The 7695-nt window shown below is 61.6% G+C and carries 9 protein-coding genes and 1 tRNA gene; 2 read left to right on the forward strand and 8 right to left on the reverse strand.

Annotated features, from left to right (window positions below):
- Together QE494_RS10485 and QE494_RS10490 are read left to right on the forward strand one after the other, a co-directional pair.
- On the forward strand, nucleotides 1-563 hold a 563-nt coding region (locus QE494_RS10485), incomplete at its 5' end, for a hypothetical protein (protein WP_300043138.1).
- 187 nt (nucleotides 564-750) lie between these two features.
- Nucleotides 751-1158, forward strand: coding sequence for an SRPBCC domain-containing protein (locus tag QE494_RS10490; protein ID WP_300043140.1), 408 nt, complete (start codon nucleotides 751-753; stop codon nucleotides 1156-1158).
- A gap of 279 nt (nucleotides 1159-1437) precedes the next feature.
- On the opposite strand, the gene QE494_RS10495 is transcribed toward QE494_RS10490, so the two are convergent.
- From QE494_RS10495 to QE494_RS10530, 8 genes are all read right to left on the reverse strand, one after another.
- A tRNA-Pro gene (locus QE494_RS10495) sits at nucleotides 1438-1514 on the reverse strand.
- Nucleotides 1515-1747: 233 nt separating this feature from the next.
- Nucleotides 1748-2935, reverse strand: a complete 1188-nt coding sequence (locus tag QE494_RS10500; protein ID WP_300043142.1) for a cytochrome P450 — start codon at nucleotides 2933-2935, stop codon at nucleotides 1748-1750.
- A complete protein-coding gene (locus QE494_RS10505; protein ID WP_300043144.1) occupies nucleotides 2935-3912 on the reverse strand; it encodes a tripartite tricarboxylate transporter substrate-binding protein in 978 nt (325 codons plus the stop codon). Before QE494_RS10505 ends, QE494_RS10500 begins: the two co-directional genes overlap by 1 nt.
- Nucleotides 3913-4073: 161 nt before the next feature.
- Nucleotides 4074-4511, reverse strand: coding sequence for a CBS domain-containing protein (locus tag QE494_RS10510; protein ID WP_300043146.1), 438 nt, complete (start codon nucleotides 4509-4511; stop codon nucleotides 4074-4076).
- A gap of 289 nt (nucleotides 4512-4800) precedes the next feature.
- A complete protein-coding gene (locus tag QE494_RS10515; RefSeq protein ID WP_300043148.1) occupies nucleotides 4801-5361 on the reverse strand; it encodes a hypothetical protein in 561 nt (186 codons plus the stop codon).
- Nucleotides 5362-5377: 16 nt separating this feature from the next.
- Entirely contained in the window at nucleotides 5378-6145 is a 768-nt protein-coding gene (locus QE494_RS10520; RefSeq protein ID WP_300043150.1) for a sterol desaturase family protein, read from the reverse strand.
- Between the two features lie 196 nt (nucleotides 6146-6341).
- Entirely contained in the window at nucleotides 6342-7349 is a 1008-nt protein-coding gene (locus QE494_RS10525) for a DUF1295 domain-containing protein (protein ID WP_300043152.1), read from the reverse strand.
- 27 nt (nucleotides 7350-7376) lie between these two features.
- Nucleotides 7377-7695, reverse strand: a 319-nt coding sequence (locus QE494_RS10530) for a polyprenyl synthetase family protein (RefSeq protein WP_300043154.1), incomplete at its 5' end; no start/stop codon positions are given.

The raw sequence follows: 7695 nt of genomic DNA on the forward strand, positions 1-7695 counted from the left end.
AAGTAGACCCGGAGGTCAAGATCCAAGCGACTGTGCAGTTCGGTTCGACCATGGCAGACGCGAACGGCTCGACCACGGGGGCATATTGCTGGTCCAAAGCGGAAACGACCTATAACTTCGCGAACAACTTTTCAGGCCCCTTTCCGGCCGCTACCGAGTGCGGAGCCTCTGCTCCGAGTGGAGCGAGCGTGGGTGCCACCAGCAGTCTCTACAACTCGCTGATGGACGATTCGGGTATCGGTAGTGGAACCGGCTTCACGAATTCCTTTGTCAACCTGCCCACGACGGCGGGCGGCGCCTCAACGCTCGACGCCTACGTGCTCGATACCAATGGCAAATTGCTCACCACGCAAACTGTCAACTCGATTGGCGGGGCCAAGCGCGTGGTTGGCATCATGACGCTGCCCTCAGGCGGCGTGACCGTGACCGATGCCACCTCCAGCATCGTCTTGGGTTACAACAATAGCAAGGGCGCTCAAATTTCCACGCAAAGTGGCGCGACGCCTACGCGGGTGACCAAGTTCGGCAACGGTCCCTTCGATATGACCGTGACGGCCCAGTAATCAGGCCTCTTTGATCCGCGCGGAGCGCGGTATCCTGCGCGCAGGACCCTCTCGGCTTTTCACCCGGCCGAGGGGGGCATTCCGTAGCGGCCGCCCTACACGCCAGACCACGAAGCCGCTGTGCCGGCACTCGTGGGTTTGCAAGACTGGGCACCTCAGATCCACTTTCCTCATGAGAGGACAAGCCATGACAATCACCGTCTCCACCCTGGCACTCGCACCCCTGAGTGAGGTGTGGCGCGCCTACACCAGCCCCGAGGACATCAAGGCCTGGAACGCCGCCTCCTCAGACTGGCACACCACTCAAGCCACGGTAGACCTGCGCCCTGGCGGACATTTTTCCTCGCGCATGGAAGCCAAAGACGGCTCTTTCGGGTTTGACTTTGCCGGCCAATACACCCAAGTGGTGCCCCAGGCCTTGATCGAATATCAATTTGGCGACCGAACTGCCCGAGTGGCGTTTGCCCAGGAGGCCACCGGCGTGCGCGTGACCGTGTCCTTCGACCCTGAAACCCTGCACCCCGAAGAACAGCAGCGCGAGGGCTGGCAAGCCATCCTCGACAACTTTGCGCGGCATGTGGCGTCGGCTCGGTGACACGACGTGTTGCCGTCCCCCTTGCCAAGACGGCGAGGCGAAGAGAGAGTTGCTCGGGCGGTCCCGCTGCGAACCTAAGCCCTCAGATTCCGTTTCGTGAGCCCGCCGATCCTGCCGGATGGCAGCTTCGCAGGAGCAAGTAGCGTCTACCACTGACGGGTTTGGTGCCGACATCGGCCTTTCCCCTCGGAAGTGCCGATGGGCAGGGAATGCGTTGGGGGAATAAAAAAAGCACTCGACAGGGGAGCCTGTAAGTGCTTCATTTAAAAAGAAGAATCTTGGTCGGGGTGAGAGGATTCGAACCTCCGGCCTCTACGTCCCGAACGTAGCGCTCTACCAGGCTAAGCTACACCCCGATTGAAGGGTGGGATTGTAGCAAAGGTCTGCTGCTCACCTGCTTTACTTTCACCCGGCGCAGGGCTGGCGCGCGGTCGGGGCGCTTGGTTCGTGTTGCCGGCGGCTTCATTGCGGTCGCCGCGTCCGAGAAAATTTATAGGGTCCACTCATCCTAGGTTCTGCGGGATCATGCGATGACTGGCTCGGAAACGCCCAGGCCCATCAATCAAAGAGGGACCGCCGCGATCGCTGCTCAGGCCACCAGCTTGACTGGCAGGCAATAGGGACCGATCTCCGGATAGGGGCACCAAGCCACTGCGCCGGCCACCTCGATGCGGCGCGTCGAGGTCAAAAGCTCCTCTAGCGCTACGCGCAACTCCAGCCGGGCCAAATGGGCGCCGGCGCAAAAATGCGGGCCGCGGCCGAAGGCCAGGTGTTCCCCAATATGGGGTCGGTCCAGGATGAACGCATGCGGATCAGGGAACAACCGCTCGTCGCGATTAGCGCTGGCGTAGGTCAAGGCGATGGCTTCGCCCGCCGCCACCGGACAGCCGCCAATCTTCGTGTCCTCCCGCGCGGTGCGGGCGAAGCCCCGATACGGTGTATAGAGGCGCAAGAACTCCTCCACCGCCGCGGGCAACAGGGACAGGTCGCTACGCAGTTGCTCGTGAAGCTCCGGGTGCCGCGCGAGGTGAAGGCCGATGCTGCCCATCATCACCATGGGCGCGACGATGCCTACCACCAGCACCTGGCGAACCGTACCCACGATCATCTCCTCAGGAAGCGACAGGCCCTGACCGTCCGGCCCCGGCAGACGGACTGCCAGCAGGGCGCTGACCGGGTCATCGTCCACCGAAAGGGGTTCTTGCTGACGCTGGCGGATCAAGGTGCGGGCCATGTCATAGAGGACCAGGCTGGTGTCTTTCATGGCCGCGTTATCAAAGGCCTGGACCGAGCGAATGAACTCTGGGCCTGCAGACATGAGCTGCGCCTCCAGCATGGCATCCAAATTCATCCAGCGGGCAAACGCGCGCACCGGAAAACGTGCCGACCATTCGCCACAGAGGTCGCCGCTGCCGCGTGCGAGAAGGGGTTGCAACTCCGCGCGTACCAACTCGCGCACCACCGGCTCAAGAGGCGCGACGCGGTCGGCCGCCAGCAAAGGGTTGAGGGCGGCCCGATAGGGGGTGTGCTCCGGCGGGTCCAGGTGCAAGGGCGGACGCCTGCCGGTGTAGGCGACCTTGGGCACGACGTTCTGTACCTGGGTGGTGAAGTGCCCCGCATCGGCCGCCACGCGGGCCACATCCTCATGGCGGGTGAGCATCCAGAAGCCGCCCAGGGCATCGGTGTGGGCCACTGGGCAAGCGCCCCGCAGCCGCTCATAGGTGCGATGGCTAGCGTCGGCGTCCTCGCCGGCGGCCACCTCGAATTCGCGGCGCATCAGGACTCTGCAGTGAAACCCAGGCGCTTGACCCAGACCTCCCACTCCTTGCTATCTTGGCGAATCAACTCCTGCAGCTCCGCTCCTGAGGACCCGGCGACTTCCAGGCCGAGCTTCGTTGCGGCATCAATGAGGTCTGGTTGCTGCAAGGCCTGGCGCACCGCGGTATTGGCGCGGGCAAGCAGCTCGGGTCTGACGCCAGCCGGAAGGAATAGGCCGAACCATTCTCGCCCGATGATGGGCAGGCCCTGCTCTTGGTAAGTGGGCACCTGTGGCAGCAAGGTGCTGCGGCCTGACCCGGTCACCGCCAGCACGCGCACGCCGCCGGGGACGATGTGCGGAAGCAGCGCTCCGATAGGGGAGGACATGGCGGCGATCTGGCCACCACGCAGGTCCTGGATGCCGGGCACCGAGCCACGGTAGGGCACGTGGCGCAGAGGCACTCCGAAGTGCTGGGACGCGGCGGCGACAATCAGATGCGGGACCGAGCCGGGCGCTGGAGAACCGTAGGTGGCCTTGTCCGGGTTGCCCTTGGACCAGGCCAAGAAGTCTTTGAAAGTCTTCACGCTCTCGGGCACCTGCGGGCCGACCGCCAGACCGAAGTTGGTATAGGCCAGCAGCGACAGTGGTTCGAAGTCCTTGGTGGTATAGGGAAGTTTGCTGTAGGAGTGGGGGTAGACCGAGAAGAAGGTCGAGGGCGTCATGAGCAGCGTACTGCCATCCGGTGACGCTTCGCGGGCGGCCATCAGCGCAATCTGGCCAGCAGCGCCGGTCTTGTTCTCGACGACGACGTTGGGCGCGTAGCTGCCACGTAGTTTGTCCGCGAGTCGCCGCAAGAAGGTGTCGCCGGCGCCGCCCGGGGGCGCGCCAATCAGCAGCTTGACCAGAGCGGGGGGCGCTGAGGCCGTAGACTGGGCCACGACAGGCGCGCAGGCTGCCGAAAGACCAGCCAACAAGATGCCGCGTCTGCTTTGCATTTTTCGTCTCCAGTTCAATTGCTTCTGAGCGTCGGCGCATTGAGCCGACGGATAGGGCTCTGGTACTTTCCCATTGGAAATCTCTGTCGGCTATTGGGGTGAACCACTGTCTGAGTCAGCGCAGCGCCGACCCGAATTCGGAAATTAATGCGAATGCAGCGTTAAACGCTGTGGCCCTTGATGTAGGTCTCGAGGAAGGAGACATGCTCGCCCAGGTCGGTCATCATCTGCTTGACCACGTCACCGATGGACACCACGCCCACCACCTGATCTTGCGCGACCACCGGCAGGTGACGAATATTCTTCGTGGCCATGACGCCCATGCACAGCTCCATCGGGTCGCCGGGTTTTACCGTCATGGGGTTGGCGGTCATGATGGCCGCGACCGGGGTCGTCTTGGCATCAAGCCCGGCCAGAAAGGCTCGGATCGCGCAGTCGCCCTGGGAGACGATACCGACCAGCTTGTCCGCGTCGATCACCAGGATCGAGCGTACACGGTTCGTCTTCATCAATTCGAGCGCTTGGTAGACCGAATCGGTCGACGAAACTTGGATGAGGCGTTGGGGTTTTTGGGCCAGGCAGGCCTTTACTGTGCTCATGTCATTCCCTTCGGATGGCGTCGTACGGTGAAGCGCTTTGCTGCCACCACTCTCCTTTTAATTGTAGAGCAGCAGCACACACAACTCTTCCCGGCGGCGGGCCGCTTTCGTGGGCCTTGCCCTCTCGGGTCTGCCCAAAGCGAATGTTCAAAATGAACTCTGGCTGAAACCGGTTCGAGCCCCATCCGCTTGCCCTGTGAGCGGCGGGGCCATGCAATCTTCAGTTCGCCTGAGTGAAAAAGCCCTCTCGGGAGAGGGCTCTCAGAAGCTCGTGGTGCCGCAGACTCAGTTAAACGGGCGCGGGTATACAGTTGCCGGACGTATGCAGGAATGCTCCTACCGGGCATTCATACGTGGTTATTGGTTCGACCTTTTTCGGCTTTCCTAAAGTGATCAGATCCAGGTAGGGAACCAGCCTGGAATTGGTGAGCTCGTAGTCGAGGCCTATCCGGCTGAATGGGCCTTGCCCGGCCACGGTGGCCAGGTAGGACTTGCTTGAACTGGAGTAGCCAAATCCAACATGCGCCAGCAGATCCCGGTTCCCACCGACATAGCTGAGGCGAGCGCTGTCATAGGCCACGCCACCGACAAACTTGAAGCGGGCGCTAACGTCTACGCCGCTGGTGACTTTGTCGCTGGAGCTGACTTTCAGGGAACGGATGCCCACAACCAAATCAGGCTGGAGCGCCGATTTTTGACCGCCTAAGGTCCAAGACAGTCCCGCATAGCCTCTGACTTGATTTTGGCTTGCACTGCTGTAAACCGCAGAGGGAAGAACCGCTAGGCCTGCAGATGTATTTCCTGCAAGTAGGAGTAGCAAGGCGGCGATGATTGAATTAAATTTTCTCATTGGTTTTTTGGTATCTCTACTTGAGAGGGTTGAGTAAATAGGAGTTGAGAGAGTTGGCTCGCGGTGATTGCTTTTTCGAGATGCCGAACCGAGCGCTAGCGGGCCCTTTTTGTGCGCGGAGAAAAGTACTGAAGACGTGATCCGCGAACGTGAAGATGGCCCCGAAGTTTGAATTTCCTTCCCTTAAATCTTGAGAGTGGTGAAGTCGGTGGAGATTCGGCGTCACAATGAACCAGCGCAAGATTCTGTCGACCTTCTCTGGTAATTCATAGTTGATATGGGTAAACGCTGCATGCGCTGCAAAGATGGCCGAATAGACGGCGAGGACCACGGTAGGCACGTCAAAAAGCACCGCAGCCAGTACCACGACAAAAAATGTCAGCGCCAGTTCCAACGGGTGGTGCAGAAATGTCGTGAGGGCGTCCACCTTCGTATCGCTGTGGTGCAGGCGATGAAGCCGCCAGAGCAAAGGAATCTTGTGACTCAGGTAATGCAGCAAATAGTGCACTGAATCGAGAAAAAGAATGCTCGCGGTAAAGCTCACCCACATCGGCACTTGCCAGTCAGAGAAGCTGAACACCTGCAAAGGGGCGACCAGCATCACGAAGGGGACCAAGAGCCCTGCCGACAAGCCAAGAGACAGCGCGATGTTCAGGCCTTGAATTGCAAAAATCGGCAGAACTTTCTGCTGTTCGATCCGGTGGCTCAGCGCCAGTTTCTCGACCAGCATGAAGAACGCGACGCTGCCGATCGGGACAAGGAAAAGCAGCAAGTTGACATCCATTGGCTGGATGATATCTGCTCTGCTGAGCTTGCCGGCCAGAGCGGTAGGTGATTAGCGCCTTGAATGGCGGTAACGCCTCCATCGGCAATTTCGATGTCATGTTCAACAGCGGCATGGCCCCTAGCGCCGGGCTCATCACCAATGACGCTGCCTACGACTCAGTAGCCACCTCTGACCGGTCTTCCGGCCCACCCGTTCAGTCTGACTGGGACTTCCAGGCGGGAGGCCTCGGAAAGAACGCGGGCGTACGCGCCATGTAGTCCGCGTACCCCGGTTTGGTCTTGAGCATGTAGCGCTCGGTCATACTCAGGGCCGATCCGCGGTTCATGAACCAGAACACGGTGGCGACCATGGGCAAGCCCAACCAGCCCCAAGGCGTGGCAAGCGCAAACAAGCCATAGGCGAGCCAAATCATGGCTTCGCCAAAGTAGTTGGGATGCCGGCACCAGGCCCACAGCCCGCGGTCCATCACCTGGCCCTTGTTGGCGGGATGGGTCCGAAAGCGGTGCATCTGCCAGTCGCCGAAGGCCTCGAAGCCAAAGCCGACAAGCCATGCGGCCAGGGCCAGCCAGGTCCAGCCCGAGGTGCCCGAGTCCGATCCAATTGCCAGCGCCAGCGGCCAGGTCCACATCCAGACCAGGACGCCCTGGGTGAGGTAGATCTGAAAGTAAGACCACCACCACCAGGTCGATCCACCGCGCTCACGCCAACGGGCATAGCGCGCCTCCTCCCCATGTGGCAGGTAGCGCACAGCAAGGTAGCCGGACAGCCGCCAGGCCCAGACGGTGGCACACGCCAGAAGCAGCAAGACCTGTGGATCTCGGCTGGCGCCCCACTGCAGCCATCCCAGAGCCGTGCCTGCCCAGGGTGTCAGGGGATAGGCGATGTCCATGATGCTGTGGTTGCGCAGCAAGCTGCCCAGGAGCCAAACCCCGGTGAGCAGCGCCCACATCGCCAGGCCCATGAAGGTGGCGCGCTCAACGACCTCGCGCAGGCTGGGGTCCAGCGCACCGCGCTGCGCGAAGAGGGCCATCCAGATCAAAGGCACCACCGGATAGATAGCCAGGCGCAGAGGCAGGCCCTTGGGTTTGGAGCGCAAGTAGAGGAGGACCAGCCAAAGGACCGAGACGGCCGTCACGATCAGGTAGACCGAAGCGCCTGGTAGCGCTTGCGTCATGAATTGCGGTAGCTTGGCGCTTTCCATGGAGACCTCTCCTTCAATGTCGCTGGGTCAGTGCCTCCGCGTCAGCAGCGACGCTGCCAACTGGTGGAGCGCATCGGCATGCGTATTGCGCGGAAGCAGTGCCAGGGAGTCGATGGCGCGCTGGGCCTCGGCCGCGGCGGCGGCCCGCGCAATCTCCAGTGCGCCGGTGTCGCGCACGATGGTGACGATGGCGGCAAGCGCATCGACAGAGCCGGCCTCGATGGCCTCACGGATGATGGCGGCCTGTTCCGGCGTGCCGCGCTGCATGGCCGCGATCAGGGGCAGGGTGGCCTTGCCCTCGCGCAGGTCGTCGCCCAGGTTCTTGCCCATTTCGTCGGCACTGCCG

The sequence above is a fragment of the Ramlibacter sp. genome, assembly GCF_029866045.1.
Classification (GTDB): domain Bacteria; phylum Pseudomonadota; class Gammaproteobacteria; order Burkholderiales; family Burkholderiaceae_C; genus Ramlibacter.

What these genes read in the sequence shown, in the direction of transcription:
- QE494_RS10490 (WP_300043140.1), top strand. Translation starts at nt 751, where the DNA reads ATGACAATCACCGTCTCCACCCTGGCACTCGCACCCCTGAGTGAGGTG.
- QE494_RS10500 (WP_300043142.1), bottom strand. Translation starts at nt 2,935, where the DNA reads ATGCGCCGCGAATTCGAGGTGGCCGCCGGCGAGGACGCCGACGCTAGC.
- QE494_RS10505 (WP_300043144.1), bottom strand. Translation starts at nt 3,912, where the DNA reads ATGCAAAGCAGACGCGGCATCTTGTTGGCTGGTCTTTCGGCAGCCTGC.
- QE494_RS10510 (WP_300043146.1), bottom strand. Translation starts at nt 4,511, where the DNA reads ATGAGCACAGTAAAGGCCTGCCTGGCCCAAAAACCCCAACGCCTCATC.
- QE494_RS10515 (WP_300043148.1), bottom strand. Translation starts at nt 5,361, where the DNA reads ATGAGAAAATTTAATTCAATCATCGCCGCCTTGCTACTCCTACTTGCA.
- QE494_RS10520 (WP_300043150.1), bottom strand. Translation starts at nt 6,145, where the DNA reads ATGGATGTCAACTTGCTGCTTTTCCTTGTCCCGATCGGCAGCGTCGCG.
- QE494_RS10525 (WP_300043152.1), bottom strand. Translation starts at nt 7,349, where the DNA reads ATGGAAAGCGCCAAGCTACCGCAATTCATGACGCAAGCGCTACCAGGC.